Genomic DNA, 23942 nt, shown 5'->3' with positions numbered 1-23942 from the left:
TCAGACCTCCCCGGGGGACGGCACCGGCACGGCCGTGAGCCAGGTCAGCTGGGACGCGTCCTCGACGATGAGCGGTTCGAGCGCCGCGTTGAACACGGCGCCGTAGTCGGCGGTGATGTGCTCCTGGAACGCCGCCTCGTCGCGGTACACCTCGTAGACGAAGAACCGCTCGGTCGCGCCCTCGACCCGGAACGGCTCGAACGCGACGTTGCCGGGCTCAGCCCGCACCCGCTCGGCGAAGCCCGCGAGCAGGGCGGCGACGGTGTCCCCGATGCCGTCCGCGGCCGTGAACTCCGCGTACAGGACCCTGCGCGATCGGCTCATGCGACCGCGGCGCCGGTCATGATCGCGACGGCATCCGTCATCGAGTGCGACTGCGGCGTGATCGTCGCGGCGCGCTTGCCGAGCCGCTGGATGTGGATGCGGTCCGCCACGTCGAAGACGTGCGGCATGTTGTGGCTAATCAGGATGACCGGGATGCCCTTGTCGCGCAGGTTGCGCACGAGCTGGAGCACCTGGTTCGACTCGCGCACGCCGAGCGCCGCCGTCGGCTCATCGAGCACGACGACCTTGGACCCGAACGCGGCGGCCCGCGCGACCGCGACCGCCTGCCGCTGGCCGCCGGAGAGGTTCTCCACCGGCACCGTGACATCCTGCAGCGTCGAGATGCCGAGCTCGGTGAGCTCCGCGCGCGCGTTGCGCCGCATCCCGGCGGTGTCGAGCACGCGGAACAGGCTGCCGAGCACGCCCGCCTTGCGGATCTCCCGGCCGAGGTAGAGGTTCGCGGCGACGTCGAGGGCCGGCGAGACGGCCAGGTTCTGGTAGACCGTCTCGATGCCGGCGGCGCGGGCGTCCTGCGGCCGCTTGAACGACACCGGCTCGCCGTCGAGGAACAGCTCGCCCTGGTCCGGGATCTCGGCGCCCGTGAGGCACTTGATCAGGGTCGACTTGCCGGCGCCGTTGTCGCCGATGATCGCGAGCACCTCGCCCGGGTAGAGCACGAGGCTCACGCCGTCGAGGCCGACGACGCGGCCGAACGTCTTCACGAGCCGCTTCGCCTCGAGGATCGGCTTGCGCGTCGCGGCGGGCGCCGCCGCCGCTGCGGGGTCGTTGAGGAGAGTCACTTGCGTACCTTTCGAATCCACTGGTCGACCGAGACGGCGACGATGACGAGCACGCCGACGGCGAGGGTCTGGTAGAGCACGTCGAGCCCGGCGAGCGAGAGCCCGTTGCGGAACACCCCGACGATGAGCGCACCGAGCAGGGTGCCCCACACCGTGCCGCGGCCGCCGAACAGGCTCGTGCCGCCGATCACCACGGCGGTGATCGAGTCGAGGTTGAGGTCGGCGCCCGCGTTCGGGCTCGCGGCGTTCGAGCGGCCGATCTGGATCCACGCGCCGAGGGCGAGGATGGCGCCGGCGGCCAGGTAGACGCTCATCAGCACGCGGTTGACGCTGATGCCCGCGAGGCGGGCGGCCTCCTTGTCGTCACCCACCGCGTAGACGTGCCGGCCCCACGCGGTCTTGCCGAGGATGAGGGCGATGACGACGTAGAGCGCGAGCATGAGGACGACGCCGAAGCTGATGCGCACCCCGGCCACGGTGAAGGTCGTGCCGGTCCAGGGCAGCAGCGAGGGCATGTCCGTGCCGCGCACGCTCGAACCGCCCGAGTAGAGCAGCGTGAGCGCGACGAACACGTTGAGCGTGCCGAGCGTCACGATGAACGGGGGGAGCCGCAGCCGGGTGACGAGCAGCCCGTTCACCGCGCCGGCGACGAGGCCGATCACGAGGCCGAGCGCGAGCGCGAGGAGCGCGGGCACCCCGTTCTGCGTCGCGGTCTGCGCGATGACCATCGAGGTGAGCACCATGACGGCGCCGACCGACAGGTCGATGCCGGCCGTGAGGATGACGAGGGTCTGGGCAACGGCGAGGGTGCCGACGACGGCGACCTGCTGCGTGATGAGGGAGAGGTTGGCCGGGTTCAGGAACCGGTCGTTGAGCAGCCCGAAGACGATGATCGCGATGAGGAGCACGACGGCCGGGCTGATCGCGGGAAAGCGATGCAGCACGCCGCGCACGCGGTCGATCGGGGTGCGGTGGTCGAGGAACTCGTTCGCGAGGTCGAGTTTCGAGGTGGCCGGGTTGGTGTCAACCGTTTTCTGGCTCACGAGATGCTTTCTGATCGAGGAGCGGTTGGGCGGGTCGGGGACGCCCCGGAGGACGTCCCCGACCCGGTGCCTGTCAGGAGATCACTTGCCCCAGCAGACGGAGGCGCCGTCGGCCGAGCTGATGCTGTCGAGGCCGTCGACCGGCTTGTCCGTCACGAGCGCCGAGCCCGTGTCGAAGAAGTCGAGTCCGGCGGACGTGGAGGGCTTCGTGCCGTCCTTGGCGAGCTTCTCGATCGCCTCGACGCCGAGCTGCGCCATCTTCACGGGGTACTGCTGCGCCGTGGCGCCGATGATGCCCTCGGAGACGTTCTTCACGCCGGCGCAGCCGCCGTCGATCGAGACGAGCAGCACGTCCTTCTCCTTGCCCGCGGCCTGGAGCGCCTGGTAGGCGCCGTATGCGGCGGGCTCGTTGATCGTGTACACCACGTTGATGTCCGGGTTCTTCGACAGGAGCGTCTCCATGGCGGTGCGGCCGCCGTCCTCGGCGCCCTGGGTCGCCTCGCTGCCGACGATCTCGTAGTCACCGCCGTCGTACGTCCCGGTCTTCGCCTCGTCGCCGTTCTTCTCGGGGTCGACGGTGTCGATGCCCATTCCGGTGAGGAAGCCCTGGTCGCGGTTGTAGTCGACGGAGACGACCTTGTCGTCGAACAGGTCGAGGAGCGCGATGACGGCCTTCTTGCCGCCGAGCTGCGCCTTGGTCCACTCGCCGATCGACTTGCCGGCCGCGAAGTTGTCCGTCGCGAACGTGATGTCGACTGCGTCGGTGGGGTCCGGGGCGGTGTCGAGCGCGATCACGTAGAGGCCGGCGTCGCGCGCCTTCTGGATCGCGTCGATGACCGCGGGGCCGCTCGGGGTGATGAGGATGCCCTTGTCGCCCTTCGAGATGGCGTTCTCGATGGCCTGGATCTGGGTGTCCTCGTCGCCGTCCTCCTTGCCCGCGGCGAGCGTGAGGTCGACGCCGGCCTTCTTGGCCGCGTCCTTGGCACCGTCCTCCATCGCGACGAAGTACGGGTTGGACGTCGTCTTCACGATGAGCGTGACGCCGACGGCATCCGGATCCGATCCGGCGTTGGAACCGGAACATCCGGCGATCCCGAGCGCGGCGAGCACGGCGATGGAGCCGGTCGCGATGACGCGAGTGAGTGCTGAACGATTCTTCATTGAAGGTCCTCTTGGCTAGGGGAACCGTGGTCCCCGACAACGGTGTCAAAAGCAGTCCTAGTGCGTTCACCCCGCTATAGTCAAGCCAGAACCCAGAAAGCGAGACCAAGCCGTGACACCGATGTCAAGCAGTTGGCCAGCGCCCGACCCCCACCGACGACCGACGATGCGCAATGTCGCGAGCCTCGCCGGGGTGGGTCTCAAGACCGTGTCGCGCGTCATCAACGGCGAGCCCAACGTCGCGCCCGCGACCATGGAGCGGGTGCGCGCCGCGGCGGCCCAGCTCAACTACCAGCCCGACCTGCACGCCGGAAACCTGCGGCGCACGAACCGGCGCAGCGGCACGCTCGGCCTACTTGTGGGCAACGTCGCCAACCCGTTCTCGGCGTCGGTGCACCGCGGCGTCGAGGACGTCGCGAGCCCGCTCGGCGTCGCGGTGTTCGCGTCGAGCCTCGACGACGATCCGGAGCGCGAGCGCTCCGCCGTCGAGGCGTTCCTGCGCCGGCGGGTCGACGGCCTCATCCTCACCTCGATCGACACGAGCCAGGCCTACCTCGGCATCGAGATCGACCGCGGCACCCCGGTGGTGTTCGTCGACCGGATGCCGTCGGGCCTCGACGCGGACACCGTCGTCACCGACAACGCCGAGGGCACGGCGCGGGCCGTGCAGCACCTCGCCGCCGCCGGGCACCGCCGCATCGCCTACCTCGGCGACCGGTCGGACATCTGGACGGCGCGCGAGCGCCGCCGGGGATTCATCGACGAGCTGCGGCGGCTCGGGCTGACCGCGCGCCCGGAATGGATCGTCGACGGGATGACGGATGAGGTGCGCGCGGCCGACGCCGTCACGCGGCTGCTCACGCTCGACGAGCCGCCGACCGCGATCTTCAGCGCGCAGAACCTCGTCACGGTGGGCGCGGTCGTGGCCATGCGGGCCCTCGGCGCGCTCGACCGGGTCGCGCTCGTCGGCTTCGACGACTTCCCGCTCGCCGACCTGCTCACCCCGGCCGTCACGGTCATCGCGCAGGACCCGCTCGAGATCGGCCGGGTCGCCGCGGGGCGCGTGTTCGCGCGGCTCGACGGCGACCGCGGCCCGGTGGGCACGCTCACCGTGCCCACGCGGCTGATCGTCCGCGGCTCCGGGGAGGTGCGTCCGCATGACTGAGTCGACGGTCGTCGTGATCGGCGACGCGCTCATCGACGTGGTGCGCGTCGGCGAGAAGGACAGCTCGTTCGTGGGCGGCTCGGCGCTCAACGTCGCCGTCGGCCTCGCCGTGCTCGGCGTGCCCGTCACGCTCATCGCGATGGTCGGCGACGACGAGCACGGCGCCACGATCCGCGCCTTCCTGGCCGGCTACGGCGTCGGGCTGATCGCGACGCCCGCGCCGCTCGGCACCTCGGTCGCGACGAGCGATCGACGGCACGGCGAGCCGCGCTACGAGTTCAACGAGGCGGCGCTCGGGCGGCGCGTCGAGTTCGGCGACGCCGCGCTCGCCGCCATCGCGGCCGCCGCGCTCGTCGTGGTGAGCGGGTTCCCGTTCGACGACGACGAGCAGGCCGCCGGCCTCGCGCTCGCCCTCGCCGGCCACGAGCACCGGCTGCTGGTCGACCCGAACCCGCGCAGCGCGCTGCTGCGCGACCGCGCTCGGTTCCGCCGCAACTTCGAGGACCTCGTGCACGGCGCCCTGCTCGTCAAGGTCGGCGACGACGACGCCGGACTGCTCTACGCCACCGGCCTGGCGCCGGTTCGCGCGCTCCTCCGCGAGCGCGGCCCGCGCGCCGTGCTCGCGACCGCGGGGGCGGCCGGGGCGAGTCTCACGCTCGCCGACGGCACGCTCGTCGAGGTCGGGGTGCCGGCATCCGATCGTCCGGTGGTCGACACGATGGGCGCGGGCGACGCGTGCCTCGCCACGGCGACCGCGCACATCGCCCGCAACGGCGACCCGACGGATGCCGCGGACGCCCGGCGCCTGCTGGAGCGCGCGATGCTCATCGCGGGCGAGACCTGCCGCTCGGTCGGCGCGCTGCTGCGTCTTCCGGCGGCCGGGGTGCCGGCGGACGGCGTGCCGGTGGACGGGGTCGCGGCGGACTGAGCCCCGTGGCACGACCGCCGGTGGTGCTCCGGGCGGCGCGGGTCGAGAATGGCGGCGTACGGCACCGGCCGGAGGGAGCGTCGCGTGGCACATCGGGTCCGTAGGACGATCGCGCTCGTCGCGCACGACAACAAGAAGCCGGAGCTCATCCGCTGGGCGGCGTTCAACCGCGAGACGCTCGCGGCGCACCACCTCGTGGCGACGGGCACGACCGGCACGCTGCTGCAGTTCGAGCTCGGCCTGCCGGTGGAGCGGCTGCTCAGCGGACCCGTCGGCGGCGATCAGCAGATCGGCGCCCGCATCGCGGAGGGCGCGATCGACCTCCTGGTCTTCCTCTGGGATCCGCTCGAGCCGCAGCCGCACGACCCGGACGTGAAGGCGCTGCTGCGCGTCGCGGCGGTGTGGAACACCGCCGTCGCGTGCACCATCTCGAGCGCCGACCTGATGATCTCGTCGCCGCTGCTCTCGGGCGACTACGAGCTGGTCAGGCCGAACTTCGGCGACCGCCCGACGGACGAGTTCCGCGACGACTCCTGATATACCGCGGGATCCTGCCCCGCGAGGCGACCGTCCGCGCGCCCGAGGGCGGACGAGTTCCGCGACGACTCCTGAACCGGCTCAGAACTCCTGATATACCGCGGGATCCTGCCTCGCGAGGCGACCGTCCGCGCGCCCGAGCGCGGTGATCGCCGCGACCTCGGCATCCGTGAGCGCGATGTCCGCGGCGGCCAGGTTCTCGCGCTGCCGCTCGTCGGAGGCCGCCTTCGGCAGCGGGATCGCCCCGCGCGCGACCGCCCACGCGAGCACGACCTGCCCGGGCGTGGCGCCGTGCGCGCTCGCGACGGCGGCGATCGCCGGTTGAGACAGGAGGTCGTTGCCGCGACCGAGCGGGCTCCACGCCTGGGTGAGGATGCCGCGCGCCGCGTCGAACGCGAGCTGCTCGGCCTGCGGGAAGTACGGGTGCAGCTCGATCTGGTTCACGGCCGGCAGCACGCCGGTGCGCTCGTCGAGCGCGTCGAGGTGCTCGGGCAAGAAGTTGCACACGCCGATGTCGCGCACGAGACCTCGGTCGCGCGCCGCGATGAGCGCCTCCCAGGCCTCGACGTAGCGGCCCTCCTTCGGGTTCGGCCAGTGGATGAGGTAGAGGTCGAGGTAGTCCAGTCCCGAGCGGAAGACGCTCTCCTCGATCGTCGCGATCGCCTCGGCGTAGGCGTGGTGACGCCCGGGCAGCTTCGAGCTCACGATGAGGCTCTCCCGGGGCACGCTCGATCGGCGCACGGCGGCCCCCACCGCGCCCTCGTTCTCGTAGCCGACCGCCGTGTCGAGCAGGGTGTACCCGGCGTCGATCGCGCGGGCGACGGCATCCGCGCCCTCGTCGCCGGTGAGGCGGTAGGTGCCGAACCCGATGACGGGCAGCTCGAGTCCGGTGTGGGCGGTGACGGTGGGCAGCATGGTCGGTTCCTTCGTGTTCGGGAGGGGGTGGCGGGTCAGCGGATGCCGCGGCGCGACGGACTCCAGACGTCGGTCTCGCTGCCGCTGCCGTACCAGTGGCCGTTGGGCAGCGTCTGCAGCTCGATGATCGAGCCCCACGGCGCGAGCACGTAGATGCTCGCGTTGCCCGGGGTGTCCTCGTGCCGGGAGTTCGGATGCGGCGCGTCGAGCGCGCGTCCGCCCGCGGCCGTCGCGCGCGCGAGCACGGCGTCCAGGTCGTCGACGAGCAGCGACACGTGGCCCCAGCCGAGGTCGGCGAGGCCCGCCGCGGGCTGCGGATCGGTGTGCTCGAGCTCGAACACCTCCAGGCCCGGTCCGGTGCCGATCCGGATCATGCGCTGGGCGACGATCGCCGCTCCGGGCGGCAGGCCGAGCGCCCGCTCGATGTCGGGGCCGCGCCGCGGCTCGTCGTCGCGGGTGAGCCCGTCGTAGGCGACGCGGGCGCCGAACGCGGCGCGCAGGAACGCGGTGGCCTGATCGAGGTCGGGCACCGTGAGACCGATGTGGTTCACGCCGCGCGGCAGACTCGGGTCGGCGGGCGCCGGCTCGTCGTCGAGCGCCGCGTCGATCGCGATGAGAGCGAGGCCGGTCTGCGGGTCGATGCGCTTGACGAGGTGCGCGGGCGACTCGACGAGGGTGACCTCCATGGTCGGGAACACCTCGATCGCCCTCAGGTGACCGGCGAGTGCGGTGCCGTCGCGCCGGCCGAGCACCACGTGGGCGTGCAGCGCGGGCCCGTCGGCCCCCATGGCGATGTCGCCCACGCAGGAGGCGAGCTCGACCTGCTCGGAGCAGGTCGAGTAGACGTAGTCGCCGACGGCCGGGTCGAAGTAGCCGAGGGTCGCGCCGCGCGCGGCGCCGATCGCCGTGATGCTCGCGGCCCGGATCCCGCGATCCGCCGCGAACGCGGTGATCTCGGCGAACGCCTCGTCGCCCTCGTCCATGACGAGCACGTAGCGGCGCAGTCCGCCGTCCTCGTGGAGCAGTGCCGACTTCACCCGGCTCTCCGCTCCGCGGCGGCCACGACCGGGGCGGCGTGCTGGAACGCCCTCCACACCGCGGCGATGTCGTCGCCGGCGGCGCCCTCGTCGGCCGTCTCGCCGTACAGCCGCTCGAGGGCGTCGAGCAGCTCGGGGGCGATGCGCTCGGTCTCGGCGCGCGCGAGGCGCACGTCCTTGAGCAGACCCGCGACCTCGAACTGCGGCTCGAACCCGCCGGCGAGGATCGCCCGGCCCTTGAGCTGCGCGTACGGGCTGTCGGGCGCGGTGCCGTCGAGCGCCTCGAGCAGCAGGCCGGGGTCGACCCCGAGCCGGTCGGCGATCGTGAGCGACTGGGCGATGCCCGCCGTGATGGTCGCGATCCACGCGTTCGCGGCGAGCTTGAGACCGGATGCGGCGGGTGCCGCATCCCCGATCCGCACGGACTTCGACGCGACCGCGCGCACGACCGGCTCGAGCTCGGCGAGGTCGGTGTCCGCCCCCGCGAGCAGCGCCGTGAGCCGCCCCTGCTGCGCGGGCGCCTTCGTGCCGAGCATCGGCGCGTCGACGTAGCGCACGCCGGCTGCGCTCGCGCGTCGTGCGAGCTCGGCCGAGGCGAGAGTGCCGACCGTCGAGGACTGCATCCAGATCGCGCCGGGGCGCATCGCCGGGAGAGCCGTCGCCATCACGGCGCGTACCGCGTCCGCGTCGAAGAGCATCGTGAGCACGGCATCCGCGCCCTCGACCGCCTCCGCCGCGCTCGGCGCGACACGGGCGACGTCGCGCAGTGGCACGGTACGCTCGGGCGACCTGTTCCAGACGGTGACGTCGAAGCCCGCTCCCGCGATCCGCGCGGCCATCGCCGCGCCCATCGTCCCGAGCCCCAGAACCGTCACGCTTCTCACCGCAGACATCACATCCCTCTCGTCATCGCCGGACCCATATAATGTACGTCGTGTCCAGTAATTCAGGCACCCCGCAACCCCCTCGCGGCCGCGGCCGCCCACGAGATCCCCAGCTTCGGGACCGGATCCTCGCCGCCGCCGCCCGGCTCGCCGCCGAGGCGGGCGTCGACATCGGGTTCGACCGCATCGCGCAGGCGGCGGGGGCGAGCCGCACGACGCTGTACCGCTGGTGGCGCACGCCCGAGGAACTGCTGCTCGACGCGCTCCTGGGCTCGGTGCACGAATCGATCACGACGGATGCCGGCACGCCCGCGATCGAGGGACTGCGCGAGCAGATGACGCTCGCCGCCGACGTGCTGATCGACGCGCCGACGGGCGGCCCGCTGCGCGCGCTCGCCGCGGGCGCCCTCTCGCGGCGCGCCACCCACGCCGCGTTCGCGGAGCACTGGCTCGCCCCCCGCCGCGCGGCGGCGCGCGAGCTCGTGGCACGGGGCATCCGCGAGGGCACGATCGTCGACGAGGACCCCGAGCTGATCATCGACGCGCTGTTCGCGCCGATCTACCACCGCGCGTTCTTCACCGACGGCCCGCTCGACGCGGCCGTGATCGACGCCCTCCTGCGTCGCGTCGCGCGCTGAGCCGCCCGGGCCGGCTCGGCGGGTCGGGCCGGTGGGCTCGCCCACCGGGCCGGCGATCCCGGGTCAGGGCACGATCACGACCCGTTCGGCGGTCGCGGCATCCGTCCAGGCCGCCGTGACGTCGGCGAGCGGAACCGTCCGCGTGGCCACGGCGAACGTGCCCGCGGCGACCTCCGCGACGAGCGCGCCGAGCTCCGCGACGATGTCCGCGGTGGGCACCGAGCCCTGGCCCGAGCCGATCAGCTGCAGCCGGGCGGCGCGCAGCGCGGCCGAGGGGATGGGCGCCTCGAGGCCCGCGACGGACCCGATCTGGATCCAGGTCAGCGGCTGGGCGTCATCCGTGCGGTTCGGGATGATCGCGTACAGCGCGTCGGCCGTGGGCTTGCCCCACAGGTAGTCGAGCACGACGTCGACGTCGGCACCGGCCCGGCCGAGGTTCGCCGCGATGGTGTCGGCGTCGTCGTCGAGCGAGACGGTCACGTCGGCGTCGAGGGCCGCGAGACGCTCCGCGCCCCGGCCGACCGCGATGACGTGACCGGCGCCGAGCCGCCGGGCCACCCGCAGCGCCAGCTGCCCGGCGCTGCCCGTCGCGGCCAGCACCATGACGGACTGGCCCGCGCCGAGCTCGATCCGCCGGCGCAGCGCCACCCAGGACGACATGGCCGGGTTCATCACGGCCGCCACCTGCACGGGATCGGCCCCGTCGGGCAGTTCGACGCTGCGGCGCAGGTCGATCACGGTGCGCTCGGACATCGACCCGAACTGCGTGTCGCGCAGCACGAAGTAGCGCAGTCGGCCGTCGGCCGTGCGGCCCACGCCGTCCACCCCCGGGATCAGCGGGAGCTCATCGGTGCTCGTGTAGTGCGATCCGTCGGCCTGCGACTGCACCCGCGGGTGCAGTCCGACGGCGAGGACGTCGACGACGGCCTCGTGCGTGCCCGTGGCCTCGGGCTCGGTGAAGTCCTCGTACCTCGGCGGCTCGCCGAACGCGGTGACCAGTGCGGCTTTCATGGGCGCTATCCTTCCAATTGATTGGTAACGCCAACTATAATAGGTGGTACCACGAACTAGTCAAGGAGCACCCAGTGACCGATGCGTCCGACCCGACGACGACGGATGCCGCGCTCGTCGACGCCCTCGCCCAGCTGACGTTCACGGTGTGGGACACGATCGCCGACGTCGCGGCCGCACACGCGCTGTCGCCGACGCAGATGCGCCTGCTCGGCATCCTGCGCGACCACGAGCCGACGATGTCGGACCTCGCCCTGCACCTCGGACTCGACCGCTCCTCCGTCAGCGGCCTCATCGACCGCGCGGTGCGGCGCGGTCTCGTGCGGCGCGAACCGGATGCGAACGACCGGCGCTCCACGCGCGTCGCACTCACACCGGAGGGCGCCGCGGACGCGCGTGCGGTCGACGCGGATGCCGCCGCGCACATCCGTCCGCTCCTCGCCGGGCTCGGCGCGCGCGATCGGTCGCGACTGGCCGGCCTCCTGCAGCGCATGCTCCCGGTCGCGCCGGGTGCCGTGGGCGCGCCTGATGCAGCGGGCGCGGTAGGTGGAGTGGGCGCGGTGGACGACACGCCCGGTGCGCCGGCGGGGGCGGTTCGGGCCCGGGGGGCGCGCGGCGCCTGAGACGCGGCGCGGGGTCAGCCGCTGCGGCGGGAGAACAGCGCGGCGATGCGGTTCTGCCACGCGACGAGCACCCGCGGCGAGCGTGTGTGCGCGGCGACCGAGCCGTGGTGCGCGACCGTGCCGCGGCTCTGCAGCGACCGGTTCTGGGCGGGCCGGTTCTGGGCCGGCCGGTTCTGGGCCGGCCGGCCGTGCGGGTTCGCGCCCTGGTGCCCCTCCGGGCGGTCGCGGTGCTCGGGAATCCCCGGCATCCGGTGCGTCGCCTCGTGCAGCGCGTCGCGCACGGCGTGATCCTTCGACATGACGTCGACCCCTCTCAGTCGGGCGGCCGCGCGGCCGCCACTCTCTACCACTGATAGGGACCCTATCACTGATAGGGTGGCGTGGCTAGCGGGAGGCACGAGCTAGCGGATGCCGAGGAGCGCGGACGATGGCGGTGGACCGAGAGCGGGTCGTCTCCGAGGCCGTCGCCCTCCTCGACGCCGAGGGGCTCGACGGTGTGACGACGCGCAGGCTCGCGGCCCGCCTCGGCGTGCAGTCGCCGACGCTGTACTGGCACGTGCCGAACAAGGCCGCCCTGGTCACCGCGATCGCCGACGCGATCCTCGCCGACCTCGTGGAGCGGATGTCGCCGCCGGCGCCCGACGAGCCCTGGCCGGACTGGCTGACGGCTCTCGCCCACGGGCTGCGCGCCGCGCTCCTGGCGCATCCGGACGGAGCCCGCGTGATCTCCGCCGCGCAGCTGTCCGCCGCGATGAACGCCCTCTCCGAGCTCGCCATCAGCGCCCTCGTGGCGGCGGGCGTGCCGCTGCGCCACGCGCGCGTCATCACCCTCGCCACCGAGCGCTTCACCATCGGTTACGTGCTCGAAGAGCAGGCGCCGCGGCCCGACGCGGCCGCGCTGGGGACCTGGGACCTCGCCGAGTTCACCGCGGCCCACCCCACCCTGATCGCGGGCATCACCGACTATTTCGACGGCGACCGCACCCCCGACGACCTGTTCAGGGACTGCCTCCGCATCGTCGTCGACGGCGCCGCCGTGGCCGGCGGTCCGGGGCGCTCGTCACGCGACGACGACCCGCTGTAGCCGATTTGATCACGAGGATTCCCACGTTCTGACAGACTCAGGGTGGTCGCGCCGAGGAGGCGCGACCACCCGGATCTGTCGCGTTCGAGTGGAAGCGCGTCGAAGGGCTGGAACCCGTGTGGGAGCTGGCGAAGCGGGGTCTTGGGTCGTCGGGCGTCGTCATCGATTCGGCGCTCGCTGGTGCGGTGACGGAACCAACGAGACGGAGTCGAAAGCCTCTGACGGCCAACCAAATAGAAGCGATGCACACGGCCCGCGACAGCGGCGATAGTGTCATATCGATCGCCCGGCGGTTCGACGTCAGCCGGATGACGGTGTGGGAGAAAACTCACCCAGATGAATTGCGGCATGGAGGTCGCTACGGCAGGAGATCGAGCATCTGTGGGCGGGCCTTCATGGCGTGGATCACGAGTTCGTTTCCACTATCGAGGACCAGCACGACCGTCTCCAGCAGCCGACCGTGGGTGTCGAACCCGAGCCGTAGCAAGCTTCGCCGCGATGTGGCAGGCGGTTGCAGGCTCCACCGGGCTCCAGCCCGTCACCGTCAAGTCCTTCCTCGCCTTCGGCATGCTGTTGAACTCCGGCGCCGCGCTCGACGTGGACACGATCGACGAGCCCTGGGCCGAAGGCGTCCGCACCCGTGTCCGCCCCGGCCTGTTCGAGCACACCACCACCGAGACCAACCGATGACCACCACATCCGGCGTTGCCCCGCCGCGAGGTCTCGGGCCCGCGATCGTCACCATCGCGTTCCTCGGTGCGGTCATCGGCGGGGTCGGTGCACCGCTCATCACCCCTGTCGCCCTCGACCTCGACGTGCCATTGGACGCGGCCCAGTGGACGCTGACGGTCACACTGTTCGCCGGTGCGATCGCCGCGCCCGTCCTCGGCCGACTCGGCGCCGGGCCCCACCGCCGCGCCACGATCCTCCTCACCCTCGCCCTGGTCACGCTCGGTGGGCTGCTCACGACGATCCCGGCACCGTTCGGCGTGCTGCTGGCTGGCCGCGCCCTCCAGGGCCTCGGCCTCGGCGCGGTCGCGCTGCTGATGAGTGTGGCCCGCGACCATCTGCCCGAGGCGCGCGCACACGCCACGATTGCGACCGTCGCGGTCGCTTCCACCGTGGGCATCGGTGTCGCCTACCCGCTCATGGGCCTGATCGACCAGCTCGCCGGACTGCGCATCGCCTACGGCGCTGGCTTCCTGCTGTCCCTCGCCGCAGTCCTCATCGCCTGGCGCATCATCCCCAAGGACGGACCGCGCCCGGCCGTCAGCGTGGACGTTCCGGGCGCGGTCCTGCTCGGCATCGGCACCCTCGGGGTGCTGCTGGTCGTCGCCCAGCCCTCTGTTTGGAACCTGCCGTGGATCGGGGCGGCGATCCTGGCACTCGCGGTTGTGGCGCTCGGCGCATGGGTCGTGGTCGAACGACGTACCCCTGCAGCCCTGGTCGACCTCGGCCTGTTCATGCAGGGCGGCGTGCTCCGCGCCAATGCCGCGATGCTCACCTCCGGCGTCGGCATGTACCTGCTGTTCTCGCTGCTCACCCGCTACGTCCAGACCCCGGCGGACGCCGGGTACGGCTTCGGGCTCTCCGGGGTGCTCGCCGGTGCCGCCCTCATCCCGTTCTCCGTCCTCGGCTTTGTCGCGGGTCGACTCACCCCCTGGCTGGCCGGGCACGTGCCAGCCCGGTGGACGTTCGCGATTCACGCCGCCTTCGTCGTCCTCGCCGCTGCGCTGTTCGCCACCGCTCCCGGCTCGCTCATCGTGACTCTCATGGCGATGGCCGTCCTCGGGCTCGGCGTCGGCGGGGTCTCCGCGATCATGCCCCGGCTGGTGCTCGATGGCGTGCCCCGGCAGGAGACCTCCAGCGTCCTGTCGATCAACCAGATCGTCCGCAGCGTCGGCTTCAGCATCGGCAGTGCCCTTGCGAGCCTCCTCCTCGCCAGCGCCACCCCTGTCGGCGCAGTGTTCCCAGAGGAACACGGCTACCCGATCGCTGCACTCTGGGTACTCCCGCTCGCGCTGCTCAGCGTCGTCGCCGTTCTCTTCACCCCGACGCGACGCAGCTGACCACCAAGGGCGTCGATGTTCAACGGGACTAAGCGGGCGAGGTCGTGAACGCCGCCTTGTTTCCGAGCCGGTCCTGTGAGACGCGGTGCGCACCTACCTCTCAGGAGGTGCCGACGTCATGAGCGCGGTTACAGGAACACGCGATTCAAGGCCAGAGAGCGAGAGGCCAGAGGATTTCCGCACCAGTTCCTCGTCCCCTACAAAGGCGTCAACCACCCCGGCAACCACGAACCGTTGATCGACTTGGCCACCTGGCAACGGGTCCAGTCGATCCTCGACACCGCGAAGCAAGCTCGAGCACGGAAGCGCACCTACGACCACTGCCTCAAGGGATCTCTCTTCTGCGGAGCGTGCGGGTCCAGGTTGCAGCTCGACCTCCCGACGAACGAGCAAGGCATCCAGTACGCCTATTTCTCCCGCAGTGGCCGCCGCAACCGCAAGACCCGATGCACGCGCCGGGCAATCCCCGTTGCGGTCGCCGAGCAGCTCGTCGCCGACGGCTACGCCCGCATCTCGATCGACGAAGCCCAGTACGCCGATATCGACCGCCGCATCGCACACCGACGCGTACGGGAAGCGGCTCGCGAACCGGACCTTCACGACCGGCATCGACATCAACGAGGAGGAGGAAGCAACCCTCCGCCTCGCGGAGCCGTTCGCCGTCACGACAGGCGAAAACACCCATGTCAGGGGTTCGACTACGTCTGAAATTGTGGACCCTAGGAGATTCGAACTCCTGACCTCCTCGATGCGAACGAGGCGCGCTACCAACTGCGCCAAGGGCCCTTGCGACACACGACACTAGCACGCCCGCCGGACCCGCTCGAACCGTGCGTGCCCGCTCAACCCGCGGCGCGACGGCGGCGGAGCGCCTCGTCGATGTTCCTGCGTCCGAGCGCGCCGTCGTCGACGCGGCCCATGCCGGCGAACCGGCTCGCGGCTCGTCGCGCGACGGGCTCGGCAGCGACGGGCTCCGGTGCGGGACGCACGGGCAGCGGGGCGACCTCGGGCTCGACGTGGGCGGCACGCATCCGTTCCGCCGCTGCGGCCGCGGCAGCGGCGAGGCGCTGGCGGTCGTACGCCGGCTCCGGGGCCGCCGCGATCGTCGCACGGGACATGTAGAGCGGCTTGGGCACGGGCGCCGGGGTCCACTCGCGCCCGCGGCGCGGCTCGGCGGAGACCGCATCCGGCAGCGTCGCCGCCTCGCGGCTGGTGTGCTTGCGGAGTTCGGGTCGGGCGACCGCATCCGGGCGCGTCACGCGCGCGAGCCGGCGCAGCATCGCGAGCGAGGAGACGAGCGCGGTCACGGCGACGAAGACGATCCACGCGGTGACGATGCTCGCGCCGCCCACGCCGATCACGATGCCGGTCGCCGCGAGGGACAGCAGCGACGCCGCCATCACGAGGCTCGTCACGGCGCGGCTGCGACGGATGCGGCGGCCCGCCGTGGTGCGCGCGTCCACCCGGGCGTCGCGGATCGCCGCGGCCGCCATGGCGCGCGCCTCGAGCGCCCGGCGCCGTTCCTGGGCGCGGAGCACGCGGGCCTGGAGGGCGGCGTCGCGAGCGGTCGTCTCGGCGCGCACCGCGTCCGGCACCTCGGCCGTCTCGGCGAGCACCCGGAGGGTCTGCTGCAGCCGTACGGCGTTGCGCTCGGTCGCGTCGAACTCGCGGCGGCGCAGCCAGGTGGGCACGAGGTACACGAGCCAGAGCACGGCGGCGATCGCGAGCAGCACTCCGCTGCCGACCCCCGTGACCTCCATGCAGTGCAGGCTAAGCGCGGATGCCGTGGCCGCCTGGGAGGTCGTGCGGCGTTGCGCGGTGCCGACGCACGTCCATCCGAGCCACGCCGTGTGTGCCGTCCTGGCGCGGTGGAGTTCGTGCACCCGGCACACGGTGCCGACGCACGTCCATCCCGGCCGCGCGATGTGTGTCGTCCGGGCGCGGTGGAGTTCGTGCACCCGGTGCACGAACTCCACCAAGCGAAACGCGCATCCGTGTTGGCCCGGCCAGGTGTTGGCCCGGCCAGGTGCCGGCCCGGTCACGTGCCGGCCCGGTCGGGCGCGAAGCCGCCGGCCTCACGCGCCGGGCGTGACCGCCGCAGCCCGATCGGCGGCCGGCACGGCGCCCGTTCCGGCCGGTACGGCGCCGTCGAGCCACCGGCGCAGCACGCCCTGCGGCACCTCCTCGACCGTCAGCCCGAAGCCGAAGTGGTCACGCCAGGCGCCGTTGATGTGGATGTAGCGCCGCCGCAGCCCCTCGTAGCGGAAGCCGAGCTTCTCGACGACCCGCAGCGACGGCGCGTTCTCGGGCCGGATGCAGATCTCCATCCGGTGCAGGCCGACGCCGAAGAAGCAGTGGTCGGTCGCGAGCGCCACGGCGGTCGGCGTCGCTCCGCGGCCGGCGAACCGCTCCGACACCCAGTAGCCGATCGTCGCACTCGACAGCGAGCCGTAGCCGATGTTCGACACGTTCAGCTGCCCCGCGAGCTCGCCGTCGACCTCGACGACGAACGGCAGGCCGAAACCCTGGCGCGCGTTGGCCTGCAGCGCACGGATGCTGCCCCGCACGTCGAACGACATCGGACCGTACGGGTTGGTCGCCTCCCAGGGCCGCAGCCAGCCGCGGTTGTCGAGCAGCTCCCGTTCGAGCGCTCGCGCGTCGCGCAGCCGGATCGGCCGGACCGCGATGTCGCCCTCGCGCAGCGTCGGGATGATCACCGTCGTCGATCGTCAGTCGAGACCAGCGACGAACTCCTGCAGCCAGGGCTTGAGCCCGACGCCGAGGTCCTCCCGGTCGAGCGCGAGCTGCACGATCGCCTTGATGTAGTCGAGCCGGTCGCCGGTGTCGTACCGGCGGCCACGGAACACCACCCCGTACACCCCGCCCGCCTGACCGGTCCGCGCCAGCGTCTGCAACGCATCCGTCAACTGGATCTCGTCACCCTTGCCCGGCGGCGTCTGCTCCAGCACCTCGAAGATCTCCGGCTGCAGCACATACCGCCCGATCACCGCGAAGTTCGACGGCGCCGAACCGGTCGGCGGCTTCTCCACCAGACCCGTCACCCGCACCACATCATCCGTGCCGGTCTCCTCCACCGTCGCGATCCCGTACAGGTGCGCCGCCTCCGGCTCCACCTCCAGCAACGCGATCACCGTCGCCGTACGCGACTCCGCCTCCTCGATCATCCGCGACAGCAGCACATCCCGCGCATCGATCAGATCATCACCCAGCAGCACCGCGAACGGCTCATGCCCCACGTGCATCTTCGCCCGCAACACCGCGTGACCCAGACCCCGCGGATCGCCCTGACGCACGTAGTGCACGTCGGCCAGGGTGTTCGAGTACTCGACCTTCGAGAGCTTGTCGGTGTCGCCCTTCTGGGCGAGCGTCGACTCGAGCTCCGTCGCCCGGTCGAAGTGGTTCTCGAGCGCGTTCTTGTTGCGGCCCGTGATCATGAGCACGTCGGTGAGGCCGGCCGCGACCGCCTCCTCGACGACGTACTGGATGGCCGGCTTGTCGACGACCGGGAGCATCTCCTTCGGCATCGCCTTCGTCGCGGGCAGGAATCGAGTGCCGAGACCGGCAGCGGGAATGACCGCTTTCGTGATGTGGAACGCCATGACCCGATCGTACTGGCCGGGCAGGGGGCCGCCACCCCTGCCTAGACACCCCCCTGCCTAGAATCGTCCCCATGGGTGACGAGATCGGCGACGAGAAGCGCGCGTTGCGTGCTGAGCTCCGCGAGCGCCGACGCGTGCGCACCGCCACCGAGCGCACGGATGCCGAGGTCGCGATCACCGCGAACCTCATCGGCCTCGTCGAGGCCCAGTCCGTGCCCGTCCGCTCGCTCGCCGCCTACCTGTCCCTGCCCGACGAGCCGCCGACGCGGCCGTTCGTGCGCTGGGCGCATGACCGCGGCATCCGGGTGCTGCTGCCCGTCTCCCGGGCCGACGGACTGCTCGACTGGGCGCCGTACGAGGGCGGCGACGAGCTCGAGGACGCCCTGGGCATGCCGGCGCCGACCACCGACATCCTGAGCCCGATGGCGATCAACGACGTCGACCTCATCGTCGTGCCCGCGGCGGCCGTCGACCGCACCGGCATGCGGATGGGCTGGGGCCTCGGCTACTTCGACAAGACCATCGGCTCGATGAGCCGCTGCCCGCCCGTCTACGCTGTGCTGTTCGACGACGAGTACGTCGACGAGGTGCCCCGCGAGCGCCACGACGAGCCGGTGAACGGCGTCGTGACGCCGAGCGCCGTGATCACGATCTGACGGGAAACGAACCGTGCCCACCTATTCGTACCGCTGCGCCGACTGCGCGCACGCGTTCGACATCCACCAGGCCTTCACCGACGACACCCTCACCATCTGCCCGAACTGCGGCGGCTCGCTGCGCAAGGTCTTCTCCCCCGTCGGCGTGACGTTCAGCGGCTCGGGCTTCTACCGCACCGACAGCCGAGCGAAGCCGGCGGGCAGCGGATCGACGGATGCCGCCGGGGCCTCGACCTCGGGCACGGCGCCGTCGACGACGTCCACCCCGCCCGCCACGGCATCCTCCTCGTCCACCCAGAAGGCCCCATCCACCCAGAAGGCCCCATCCACCAAGAAGGAGTGACCATGCTCAAGGGATTCCGCGAGTTCATCCTGCGCGGCAACGTCATCGACCTGGCCGTCGCGGTCGTCATCGGCGCCGCGTTCACGGCGGTCGTCAACTCGATCGTCACGAACGTGATCAACCCGGCGATCGGCGCGATCTTCAACGCTGAGGACCTCAGCAAGACCCTCGACGTGACGGTCCCGACGACATCCGGCGGCGAAGCGCACATCGTGTTCGGTGCCGTGCTCGCCGCGCTGCTCAACTTCCTCATCGTCGCTGCGGTCGTCTACTTCGCCCTCGTGCTGCCGGTGAACTACCTGCTCAAGAAGGTGTTCGCGGCCCGCAACGAGCCGAAGACCGAGGAGCAGCCGTCCGCGCCCAGCGAGCTCGAGCTGCTCGGGCAGATCCGGGACCTGCTCGCCGCCGACCAGGCCGCGCACCACGGCAAGCACGCCGACGACGCCGAGCCCGCCGCTGCCCCCGACGGCGCGACGCCCGCCACGCCCGCGAGCACGTAGCGCACTACGCGGGCGCTGCTGCACAGGCGCTGCGCAGGCGCTGCAGGCGCTACGCGGGCGCTGAGGGGGCGCATTCTGTCGGAAAAGCCCCGGCTATTCCGACAGAATGCGTCCCCTCACCAAACGAGCGGCCAGGTGAGCGGTCTCAGTGGGTCTTGCCCCAGTGCGGCGGAACGTCCCCGCGCAGCCGGGCGTCGTTCTCCGCCGGCGCGTGGCGTTCCGGCTCGGCGACCGGATGCGGGTCGGAGCCCGGAGGCGGCGCCGTGGTGACCCGACGACCACCGCGGCGCTGCCCGCCCGGTGCGGCCGCGGCATCCGCTCGCTCCGATTCGGTCATCTGACGATGGTAGGCGACGACCCGGGCACTGCCCCCCGAGGGGGGTGGCGCCGTTCCCGCGAGACGTTGAAGCTGTCCTCATGTCGACAGGTCCTCGCCTGATCGCGGCTGCTGCGCTGATCGGCCTCACGCTTCTCACCCCCGGATGCGCCGGTCGGTCGGAGACCGCTGCGGTCCCGCCCGGCCCGGCCGCATCCTCTGCCCTCGGCAGAACCCGTCGACATCGCCGGCGCCGACTACGCCTACACCTACGTCGACGAGGGCGGCACCTCCGCGGTCGGCATCCGGTCCGGCCCCAACCGCCTCGACATGGACCTCACCACCGTCCCGGAGATCATCGACCACGCGAGCGACATGCTCCGCTACCGCGACGCCACCGTCGGATGACGACCACCGGACCGATGCTCCGACCCCGGCCGCGCCGGCTCGGTCACCCGACCGATGCTACGACGGGGATCTCCTCGGTCAGCGGGTGCGCGTCGGCGCCGAGCATCGTCACGATGCCCCGGGCAACCGCGTCGGGGTCGTTGAACAGCTCGAACGAGTGCACGCGCACGTAGTGCCAGCCGAGCCGGCGCAGCAGCTCGGGACGCAGCCGCAGCGATTCGCGCAGCGTCTGGGAGTGCAGCACCCCGTCGGTCTCGATCGCGACGCACATGCCGCCGTGGGCGGCGACGAGTCCGAGCTTGCCGCGGTGGCCGAGGGCGACGCGCAGGCCGCGGGCCTCGAGGCGGCGGGCCAGGTCGACGAGCATCGGGTCGCCGTCGTCCGGGATCGGGTCGGCGTCGGCCGCGAAGCGAGCGGTGACCTCGGCGAGGATCTCGGCCAGCGCGATCGCGCCGTGGCTCATCCGGCTGTCGTCGATGTCGTCGGGCCGGAAGCACGACACGATCGACATCGAGCGGCGGGCGCGCGTCATCGCGACGGCGAGCAGGCGCTCCCCGCCCGGGCGGCCGAGCACGCCGAAGTTCGACAGCACCTTGCCGTGCGGCGTGCGACCGAAGCCGATCGAGAAGATCACCCGGTCGCGGCTCTCCGCGACGGCCTGGTCGATCGTCATGACCGCGAACGGCTCCGCCCGGTCGCCGATGACGAAGTCGCCGAGCTCGGGCCGGTGCGTGATCGCGGTGAGCACGGCCTGCTGCACGCGCACGGCGTGCAGGGCGGATGCCGTGATGACCATGAGGGACTCGCGCGGACGCTGCGACGCGTGCGCGAGCACGAGGTCGACGACGCGCGACACCTCGGCATCCGTGCTCTCGACCGCGCCGGTGTAGCCGTCCGGCATGCCGGTGCCGTCGGGCACGTAGTCCATCGACAGGCTCGGGTGGCCGAGGAACGAGCCGGCCCACGGGAGCGACTCGATGCGTCCGCCGTAGAAGCGGCGGTTCACGAGCTCGGCGAGGTCCTCGCCGCCGGGCCGGTAGGAGCGCGTGAGAGCGAGCGTCGGCAGCAGGCCGGAGAGCCGCGCGAGCGCGGAGTCGTCGTGCAGGGCGGCGAGGCCCGCGTCATCCGCCTCGGGCTCCTCGGCGAGCACCTCGGGCTCGTCGATCGCGAGGCGGAACGCGCTCGGCGTCTGCGTCACCGGGTCGCCGAACGCGACGACCTGGCGCGCGCGCTTGATCGCGGCGGCGTTCTCGGCGATCGTCGTCGACCCGGCGTCGACGAGGATCACGGCGTCGAACGGCATCGTCTCGGGGATCGCGGGCACCTCGTAGGGCGACGCGAGCCAGACCGGCGCGATCGTGCGCGACAGGTGCGGCGCGGTGGTCTGCAGGTCGTACGGCGTGACGTTCGGCCGGCGCAGCAGGTTCTTGAGCAGGTCGGCCTCGTCGCGCCAGTCGACGATGCCGATCCGCCAGTTCTCGGCGAGCTGCCACGCGAGCAGCCCCGCGTTGCCGCCGGCGTGGGCCTCGTCGACGAGACGGAAGTCGGCCTCCAGCCGGTCGAGCACGGTCGTGTCCGCGCCGAGCAGCGCGCGGTCGGCGTCGAGCAGCGACTCGAGCGCGCTCGTCCACCAGGCGAGCTCGAGCTCGGCGGCGACCTGGTGCTCGGGCACGTGACGGATGGCGAGGTCGCGGGTGAGCGGATCGACGTCGAGGTCGCGCAGCTCGGCCATGAGCGCCGTGCGCTCCTGCAGGTTGTCGAGCGCGTCGGAGTCGGCGGCGAGGTCCTGCAGCCGGGCCAGCAGGGCGTCGACGGCGAGCGTGACGAGCGAGTCCTCGCCGAGCGCCGCGAGCGGGGCGTCGAGCGAGCGCAGATCCTGCTCGACCTGCTGGTACGCGACCTGCAGATCGGCGATGCCGACCGGTACCTCGGGCGGCACGCCGTCCATGGCGAAGCGCTGCCACAGCGAGCGCTGCTGCTGGATGCGCGTGAGCGCCTCGTTGAGGTCGCTCACGTGCACGCCCGGGCGCACGTACTCCCGCGCGAGCTTCTTCAGCCGGCGGCGGTTCGCGCTCGACATCTCCGGGCTGTCGCGCCGCGGGCTCGTGGCGACGATGAGCTCGTTGATCGAGCGGTCGAACACCGCGGGGGTGAACCGGTCGAGCGAGTCGCGCACGTCGACGAGCAGGCGCAGGTACACGCCGAGCTCGCGGATCGAGCCGTAGGGCCGCATCCGGGTCGTGCCGATGACGGCGTTCGCGCGCTCGACGAGGCGGGGCACGTCCTCGTTCCAGAGCCGCTTGGCGAGGTCGTGCGCGCGCAGCGCCTCGTCGCTCGTGCGGAACTGGGCGCCGTACCAGGGCGAGTCGCCCGGCCCGTAGCGGAACTCGCCGAGGTTCGCCGCGGCGACCATCGTGCCGGCGGCGGACGCGCGGTCGTGGGCGAGCGCCTCGATCGCCTTCCGGCTCAGGCGCGACGCGGTCGTCGGCGGGGTCGGCAGCAGCGCGAGGCGCGACAGCTCGGTGACGCAGTCGAGCACGCTCACGCCGAGTGCCGGGTCGGACTTCGCGAGCGCGCCGCGGTAGCCGACGAGCACGTTGCGCAGCCGCAGCAGTGCCTCGTCGACCTCGCTCGTGTCGGGTCGCCTGGCACGCTCGTTGCGCGTGATCGAACGGATGAGGTCCCGCCGCAGGGTGCGCGGCGCGACGGCGACACCCCCGAGTCCGATGTCGGCGAGGCGCTCGGCGAGACCGGTGAGCGAGGCGCGGCGCGCGCTCACCACGAGCACGCGCTTGTTCTGTCCGACGAGCGCGCCCACCGCGTTGACGATGGTCTGGGTGCCGCCCGTGCCGGGCAGGGTCTTCACGACGACCGAGTTGCCGGCCGCGATCTGCGCGATCACGTTCTCCTGCTCGGCGTCGGCGTCGAGCAGCAGCACGTCGGTCTGCGGCGAGCGCGCGTCGGCGCCCTCCGCCTGCACGGGCGCGTAGCCCTCCTTGACCGACCACTGCGCGGGCACGCTGCCGGCGACGGCGTCGAGCACCGGATGGTCGAGCGAGGCGACGTCCGCGCGCAGGGCGGGCGCGACATCCGCGAAGGTGGACACGACGAGCCGCGGCTGCACGTTGAACCACTCGAGGTGGCTCGTGAGCCCGCGCAGCCGGTCGATCACCTGGTTCGGCTTGAAGCTGCCGTCGTCGTCGGCGAGCGCCGCGAACGCGTGCGGATCGAGCTCGATGCCGAACTGCGCGGCGAGCGCGCGCGCAAGCTCGGGGTTGAGGAACGCCCCGCCGCGCAGCTTCACCTCGAAGTCGCGGCCGGCGCGACGGATGGCGAGCGGGCGCAGCAGGATCGGGGCGCGGTGGTCGTCGTCGCCGTACTGCCACTCGGCGATGCCGATGCCGAGGTGCGCCGCGTCGATGCCGCGGGTCGTCGCGAGCTCGAGGCCCTTCGCGGCGATGAGGCCGGCGGCGACCTTCGCGGTGCGCAGCGCGAGGTCGTCGCGGATGAGGTTCGACAGCAGGGTGGTGCGGCCGGTGATGAACTGGGCGAGTCCGCCGGGGTGCGTCGCCGACAGCTCGATGCGCGTGCGCGGGGTGTCCACGAAGTGCAGGAGCGCGGAGCGCCCGCCGATCGCGCCGAGCTGTGCGCGCCACGACATCCGGGTCACGTCGGCGTCGTCGCCGGGCGTGACGGCGCTGAGCTGCTGAGCGCCGAGCTGCCGCGCGCCGAGCTGCTCGCCGCCGTGCTCCGGGGCGCGCTCGTCGTCGGTCAGGGGCTTTGCATGCACGTCTGTGCTGCTCCGGTCGACACGCCACACGAGGGCCACCTTAAGGCTGGTCAGGGTGCGATCCGGGGAGGCTCACGGCTCGGCGCGCCG

At 72.1% G+C, this 23942-nt stretch carries 26 protein-coding genes, 1 tRNA gene and 1 pseudogene; 12 read left to right on the top strand and 16 right to left on the bottom strand.

Features of this window, described 5'->3' with window-relative positions:
- From QT381_RS03320 to QT381_RS03305, 4 genes are all read right to left on the bottom strand, one after another.
- On the bottom strand, positions 1 to 324 hold the full coding sequence (locus tag QT381_RS03320; protein ID WP_289247307.1) for a putative quinol monooxygenase: 324 nt from the start codon (positions 322 to 324) through the stop codon (positions 1 to 3).
- Positions 321 to 1124, bottom strand: a complete 804-nt coding sequence (locus QT381_RS03315; RefSeq protein WP_289247306.1) for an ATP-binding cassette domain-containing protein — start codon at positions 1122 to 1124, stop codon at positions 321 to 323. The genes QT381_RS03320 and QT381_RS03315 overlap by 4 nt, the downstream gene beginning before the upstream one ends.
- A complete protein-coding gene (locus tag QT381_RS03310) occupies positions 1121 to 2167 on the bottom strand; it encodes an ABC transporter permease (RefSeq protein ID WP_289247305.1) in 1047 nt (348 codons plus the stop codon). Before QT381_RS03310 ends, QT381_RS03315 begins: the two co-directional genes overlap by 4 nt.
- Before the next feature lie 81 nt (positions 2168 to 2248).
- The gene (locus tag QT381_RS03305) at positions 2249 to 3328 is read right to left on the bottom strand and encodes a substrate-binding domain-containing protein (RefSeq protein WP_289247304.1); all 1080 of its coding nucleotides are present in this window, start codon (positions 3326 to 3328) and stop codon (positions 2249 to 2251) included.
- Between the two features lie 166 nt (positions 3329 to 3494).
- Here QT381_RS03305 and QT381_RS03300 point away from each other — a divergent pair, with 166 nt between their 5' ends.
- The 3 genes from QT381_RS03300 (at position 3495) to QT381_RS03290 (ending at position 5958) form a co-directional block, all read left to right on the top strand.
- Positions 3495 to 4493, top strand: a complete 999-nt coding sequence (locus QT381_RS03300; protein ID WP_289247303.1) for a LacI family DNA-binding transcriptional regulator — start codon at positions 3495 to 3497, stop codon at positions 4491 to 4493.
- A complete protein-coding gene (locus tag QT381_RS03295) occupies positions 4486 to 5421 on the top strand; it encodes a PfkB family carbohydrate kinase (RefSeq protein WP_289247302.1) in 936 nt (311 codons plus the stop codon). The genes QT381_RS03300 and QT381_RS03295 overlap by 8 nt, the downstream gene beginning before the upstream one ends.
- An 84-nt stretch (positions 5422 to 5505) precedes the next feature.
- A complete protein-coding gene (locus QT381_RS03290) occupies positions 5506 to 5958 on the top strand; it encodes a methylglyoxal synthase (RefSeq protein ID WP_289247301.1) in 453 nt (150 codons plus the stop codon).
- A gap of 81 nt (positions 5959 to 6039) precedes the next feature.
- Here QT381_RS03290 and QT381_RS03285 read toward each other — a convergent pair whose 3' ends face one another.
- From QT381_RS03285 to QT381_RS03275, 3 genes are read right to left on the bottom strand one after another with little or no spacing between them, the layout of a single operon-like run.
- Entirely contained in the window at positions 6040 to 6873 is an 834-nt protein-coding gene (locus tag QT381_RS03285) for an aldo/keto reductase (RefSeq protein ID WP_289247300.1), read from the bottom strand.
- Between the two features lie 35 nt (positions 6874 to 6908).
- Positions 6909 to 7910, bottom strand: coding sequence for a PCC domain-containing protein (locus QT381_RS03280; protein ID WP_289247299.1), 1002 nt, complete (start codon positions 7908 to 7910; stop codon positions 6909 to 6911).
- Positions 7907 to 8803, bottom strand: a complete 897-nt coding sequence (locus QT381_RS03275; RefSeq protein ID WP_289247298.1) for an NAD(P)-dependent oxidoreductase — start codon at positions 8801 to 8803, stop codon at positions 7907 to 7909. The genes QT381_RS03280 and QT381_RS03275 overlap by 4 nt, the downstream gene beginning before the upstream one ends.
- 41 nt (positions 8804 to 8844) lie before the next feature.
- Here QT381_RS03275 and QT381_RS03270 point away from each other — a divergent pair, with 41 nt between their 5' ends.
- Complete coding sequence (locus QT381_RS03270) at positions 8845 to 9432, top strand: TetR-like C-terminal domain-containing protein (RefSeq protein ID WP_289247297.1); 588 nt, start codon at positions 8845 to 8847, stop codon at positions 9430 to 9432.
- A 63-nt stretch (positions 9433 to 9495) separates the two neighbouring features.
- On the opposite strand, the gene QT381_RS03265 is transcribed toward QT381_RS03270, so the two are convergent.
- Complete coding sequence (locus QT381_RS03265; protein WP_289247296.1) at positions 9496 to 10443, bottom strand: quinone oxidoreductase family protein; 948 nt, start codon at positions 10441 to 10443, stop codon at positions 9496 to 9498.
- A 74-nt stretch (positions 10444 to 10517) separates the two neighbouring features.
- Here QT381_RS03265 and QT381_RS03260 point away from each other — a divergent pair, with 74 nt between their 5' ends.
- Entirely contained in the window at positions 10518 to 11066 is a 549-nt protein-coding gene (locus QT381_RS03260) for a MarR family winged helix-turn-helix transcriptional regulator (RefSeq protein WP_289247295.1), read from the top strand.
- Positions 11067 to 11080: 14 nt separating this feature from the next.
- On the opposite strand, the gene QT381_RS03255 is transcribed toward QT381_RS03260, so the two are convergent.
- Positions 11081 to 11365 carry a hypothetical protein gene (locus QT381_RS03255; RefSeq protein WP_289247294.1) on the bottom strand — a complete coding sequence of 95 codons (285 nt, stop codon included), beginning with the start codon at positions 11363 to 11365 and terminating at the stop codon, positions 11081 to 11083.
- Between the two features lie 128 nt (positions 11366 to 11493).
- Here QT381_RS03255 and QT381_RS03250 point away from each other — a divergent pair, with 128 nt between their 5' ends.
- Positions 11494 to 12150, top strand: coding sequence for a TetR/AcrR family transcriptional regulator C-terminal domain-containing protein (locus QT381_RS03250; RefSeq protein WP_289247293.1), 657 nt, complete (start codon positions 11494 to 11496; stop codon positions 12148 to 12150).
- A 358-nt stretch (positions 12151 to 12508) separates the two neighbouring features.
- Here the strand turns inward: QT381_RS03250 and QT381_RS03245 are convergent.
- Positions 12509 to 12634, bottom strand: a pseudogene (locus QT381_RS03245) (toxin); the annotation flags it as partial.
- Positions 12635 to 12648: 14 nt separating this feature from the next.
- Here QT381_RS03245 and QT381_RS03240 point away from each other — a divergent pair.
- The 3 genes from QT381_RS03240 to QT381_RS15735 all read left to right on the top strand — a co-directional run bounded on the left by QT381_RS03240 (position 12649) and on the right by QT381_RS15735 (position 14927).
- Positions 12649 to 12840: a hypothetical protein gene (locus tag QT381_RS03240; protein ID WP_289247292.1), complete on the top strand. Its 192-nt coding sequence runs from the start codon at positions 12649 to 12651 to the stop codon at positions 12838 to 12840.
- The gene (locus QT381_RS03235) at positions 12837 to 14219 is read left to right on the top strand and encodes an MFS transporter (protein WP_289247291.1); all 1383 of its coding nucleotides are present in this window, start codon (positions 12837 to 12839) and stop codon (positions 14217 to 14219) included. The genes QT381_RS03240 and QT381_RS03235 overlap by 4 nt, the downstream gene beginning before the upstream one ends.
- 75 nt (positions 14220 to 14294) lie before the next feature.
- Positions 14295 to 14927 (top strand): recombinase zinc ribbon domain-containing protein, encoded by a 633-nt coding sequence (locus QT381_RS15735; RefSeq protein WP_353889750.1) that lies wholly within the window; start codon positions 14295 to 14297, stop codon positions 14925 to 14927.
- Positions 14928 to 14932: 5 nt separating this feature from the next.
- On the opposite strand, the gene QT381_RS03225 is transcribed toward QT381_RS15735, so the two are convergent.
- The 4 genes from QT381_RS03225 to galU form a co-directional block, all read right to left on the bottom strand.
- Positions 14933 to 15005 (bottom strand) — tRNA-Ala (locus tag QT381_RS03225).
- A 56-nt stretch (positions 15006 to 15061) separates the two neighbouring features.
- On the bottom strand, positions 15062 to 15979 hold the full coding sequence (locus tag QT381_RS03220) for a hypothetical protein (RefSeq protein ID WP_289247289.1): 918 nt from the start codon (positions 15977 to 15979) through the stop codon (positions 15062 to 15064).
- Between the two features lie 315 nt (positions 15980 to 16294).
- Positions 16295 to 16936, bottom strand: coding sequence for a GNAT family N-acetyltransferase (locus tag QT381_RS03215; RefSeq protein ID WP_289247288.1), 642 nt, complete (start codon positions 16934 to 16936; stop codon positions 16295 to 16297).
- A gap of 12 nt (positions 16937 to 16948) precedes the next feature.
- Entirely contained in the window at positions 16949 to 17839 is an 891-nt protein-coding gene (galU, locus tag QT381_RS03210) for a UTP--glucose-1-phosphate uridylyltransferase GalU (protein ID WP_289247287.1), read from the bottom strand.
- A 71-nt stretch (positions 17840 to 17910) separates the two neighbouring features.
- On the opposite strand from galU, the gene QT381_RS03205 reads away from it, so the two are divergent.
- The 3 genes from QT381_RS03205 to mscL are packed head-to-tail and all read left to right on the top strand — an operon-like array spanning position 17911 to position 19338.
- Complete coding sequence (locus QT381_RS03205) at positions 17911 to 18495, top strand: 5-formyltetrahydrofolate cyclo-ligase (protein ID WP_289247286.1); 585 nt, start codon at positions 17911 to 17913, stop codon at positions 18493 to 18495.
- Between the two features lie 13 nt (positions 18496 to 18508).
- Positions 18509 to 18838, top strand: a complete 330-nt coding sequence (locus QT381_RS03200; RefSeq protein WP_289247285.1) for an FmdB family zinc ribbon protein — start codon at positions 18509 to 18511, stop codon at positions 18836 to 18838.
- 2 nt (positions 18839 to 18840) lie between these two features.
- Positions 18841 to 19338, top strand: a complete 498-nt coding sequence (mscL, locus tag QT381_RS03195; RefSeq protein WP_289247284.1) for a large conductance mechanosensitive channel protein MscL — start codon at positions 18841 to 18843, stop codon at positions 19336 to 19338.
- A 145-nt stretch (positions 19339 to 19483) separates the two neighbouring features.
- Here mscL and QT381_RS03190 read toward each other — a convergent pair whose 3' ends face one another.
- Positions 19484 to 19675, bottom strand: a complete 192-nt coding sequence (locus QT381_RS03190; RefSeq protein WP_289247283.1) for a hypothetical protein — start codon at positions 19673 to 19675, stop codon at positions 19484 to 19486.
- 430 nt (positions 19676 to 20105) lie between these two features.
- Complete coding sequence (locus tag QT381_RS03185) at positions 20106 to 23882, bottom strand: DEAD/DEAH box helicase (RefSeq protein WP_502877421.1); 3777 nt, start codon at positions 23880 to 23882, stop codon at positions 20106 to 20108.
- Positions 23883 to 23942: the final 60 nt, after the last annotated feature.

It is taken from the genome of Galbitalea sp. SE-J8 (assembly GCF_030345695.1).
Taxonomy (GTDB): Bacteria; Actinomycetota; Actinomycetes; order Actinomycetales; family Microbacteriaceae; genus JAUASV01.
Note: the sequence above shows the minus strand (reverse complement) of the source record. Positions and strands in the feature narration are given on the sequence as shown.

Excerpts from the sequence above, each read along its gene's own strand:
- QT381_RS03320 (WP_289247307.1), bottom strand. The coding sequence starts at position 324 with ATGAGCCGATCGCGCAGGGTCCTGTACGCGGAGTTCACGGCCGCGGAC.
- QT381_RS03305 (WP_289247304.1), bottom strand. The coding sequence starts at position 3,328 with ATGAAGAATCGTTCAGCACTCACTCGCGTCATCGCGACCGGCTCCATC.
- QT381_RS03300 (WP_289247303.1), top strand. The coding sequence starts at position 3,495 with ATGCGCAATGTCGCGAGCCTCGCCGGGGTGGGTCTCAAGACCGTGTCG.
- QT381_RS03295 (WP_289247302.1), top strand. The coding sequence starts at position 4,486 with ATGACTGAGTCGACGGTCGTCGTGATCGGCGACGCGCTCATCGACGTG.
- QT381_RS03285 (WP_289247300.1), bottom strand. The coding sequence starts at position 6,873 with ATGCTGCCCACCGTCACCGCCCACACCGGACTCGAGCTGCCCGTCATC.
- QT381_RS03275 (WP_289247298.1), bottom strand. The coding sequence starts at position 8,803 with ATGTCTGCGGTGAGAAGCGTGACGGTTCTGGGGCTCGGGACGATGGGC.
- QT381_RS03265 (WP_289247296.1), bottom strand. The coding sequence starts at position 10,443 with ATGAAAGCCGCACTGGTCACCGCGTTCGGCGAGCCGCCGAGGTACGAG.
- QT381_RS03255 (WP_289247294.1), bottom strand. The coding sequence starts at position 11,365 with ATGTCGAAGGATCACGCCGTGCGCGACGCGCTGCACGAGGCGACGCAC.
- QT381_RS03250 (WP_289247293.1), top strand. The coding sequence starts at position 11,494 with ATGGCGGTGGACCGAGAGCGGGTCGTCTCCGAGGCCGTCGCCCTCCTC.
- QT381_RS03240 (WP_289247292.1), top strand. The coding sequence starts at position 12,649 with ATGTGGCAGGCGGTTGCAGGCTCCACCGGGCTCCAGCCCGTCACCGTC.
- QT381_RS03235 (WP_289247291.1), top strand. The coding sequence starts at position 12,837 with ATGACCACCACATCCGGCGTTGCCCCGCCGCGAGGTCTCGGGCCCGCG.
- QT381_RS03220 (WP_289247289.1), bottom strand. The coding sequence starts at position 15,979 with ATGGAGGTCACGGGGGTCGGCAGCGGAGTGCTGCTCGCGATCGCCGCC.
- galU (WP_289247287.1), bottom strand. The coding sequence starts at position 17,839 with ATGGCGTTCCACATCACGAAAGCGGTCATTCCCGCTGCCGGTCTCGGC.
- QT381_RS03205 (WP_289247286.1), top strand. The coding sequence starts at position 17,911 with ATGGGTGACGAGATCGGCGACGAGAAGCGCGCGTTGCGTGCTGAGCTC.
- mscL (WP_289247284.1), top strand. The coding sequence starts at position 18,841 with ATGCTCAAGGGATTCCGCGAGTTCATCCTGCGCGGCAACGTCATCGAC.
- QT381_RS03190 (WP_289247283.1), bottom strand. The coding sequence starts at position 19,675 with ATGACCGAATCGGAGCGAGCGGATGCCGCGGCCGCACCGGGCGGGCAG.